We start from the raw sequence: 1,672 nt of genomic DNA on the forward strand, positions 1-1,672 counted from the left end.
TACCTCTCCGAAGGCTCCATGGCCAAGCTCTACCCAACCCGCGATACTGAGACCGTCGCCCTCGAAAAGAGCGACCGGTAGGCAACGAGCATCACCTCAAAGCCCACCACTCAACGGGGCTCTATCACATCGAGAAGCAGATCTCCGACCTCGTCGCCCTCCGTGACAACGTCTCCGCGCTCCGCGACGCTGCCGCCGACCCCGAACCCGACACTTGCGCCACCGCCGATGTGTGCCGCTACCTCTGAGCCGTCGCTGGATGGCCAATAGGTTCAGCCAGATCACGAATTCACCCGGCTCGTCCGCGGCAGTGCGCTTTCTGTCAGGCGGCCACATCGGTGACCTCGCAGTCACGCGCGGCGGATCCAACCGCAGGCTCCCGGCATCGGACCGCACGGGCACGGGTGGTCCCACGTCAGACCGTCACAGTGGTCCTGAGTCGGGTTGACACAGCCAGCTTGTAGTGCGCACTTGGCCGAGTGGCGAGGCGTGGCTGGTGCAGGCACGCGCAGGCCGAGGTCAAGTCCGCTGGGGTGGTGTATGAGGTTGATCCCTCGGTTGGGCGTGTCGGTCAGGCCGTGAGGGCCTGAAGTTCGAGGTCGGTGCTCACCTCCTCGGCGTGCTGGGTGTCCACGGCTTGGGCGCGGGCGAGGACGTCGAGTCCGAGGTAGCGGCGGCCTTCGGCCCACTCGTCGTGTTGCTCGGCCAGGACGGCGCCGACGAGCCGGATGATGGATGCGCGGTCGGGGAAGATCCCGACCACGTCGGTGCGGCGGCGGATCTCGCGGTTGAGCCGTTCGTTGGGGTTGTTCGACCAGATCTGACGCCAGACCTCCTTTGGGAACGGCGTGAACGCGAGGATGTCGGCACGAGCGTCCTCGAGATGTTCGGCGACGGCGGGAAGCTTCTCGGCCAGGGCGTCGACGACACGGTCGAACTGGGCGTGGACGGCGTCGGTGTCGGGCTGGTCGTAGATCGAGTGCAGCAACGCCTTGACCCATGGCCAGGACGACTTTGGGGTCGCGGACATCAGGTTCGCTGCGTAGTGGGTGCGGCAGCGCTGCCAGGCAGCGCCCGGGATGGTCGCGGCGATCGCGTTCACGAGCCCGGCGTGCGCGTCGGACGTGACGAGCTTGACGCCGGCCAGGCCGCGGGCTGTGAGGTCGCGGAAGAACGCGAGCCAGCCGGCGCCGTCCTCGCTGGTGGTGACCTGCACGCCGAGGATCTCGCGGTGCCCATCAGCGTTCACGCCGGTGGCTACCAGCACGTGCACCGGCACCACCCGCCCACCTTCGCGGACCTTGAGCACGAGCGCGTCGGCGGCGACGAAGGTGAACGGCCCGGCCTCTTCGAGCCGACGGGTGCGGAACTGCTCGACCTGCTCGTCGAGCTCCTTGGCCATCACCGAGACCTGGGACTTCGACAACCCGGTGATGCCGAGGGTCGCCACCAGCTTGTCCATCCGCCGGGTCGAGACCCCGAGCAGGTAGCAGGTCGCCACCACACTGGTCAGTGCTCGTTCGGCACGCTTCCTGCGTTCGAGCAGGGACTGTCCGGCTAACGGTGTAAGTGGCGTTTGCATGGTCAGCGGTCCTCCGCCGCGGGCATGCGGTCGGCGAAGGTGATGGCGAACGCGTTCAGTGCTGGCTTCCACCTAGTGACCCATCTTCTC

The 1,672-nt window shown here is 67.2% G+C and carries 1 pseudogene; it reads right to left on the minus strand.

The annotated features are described in order from the left end of the window. Nucleotides 1-571: 571 nt before the first annotated feature. A pseudogene (locus GGG17_RS05610) lies at nt 572-1,546 on the minus strand (IS256 family transposase); the annotation flags it as partial. Nucleotides 1,547-1,672 lie beyond the last annotated feature (126 nt).

This window comes from Arsenicicoccus cauae (genome assembly GCF_009707125.1).
Taxonomy (GTDB): Bacteria; Actinomycetota; Actinomycetes; order Actinomycetales; family Dermatophilaceae; genus Arsenicicoccus; species Arsenicicoccus cauae.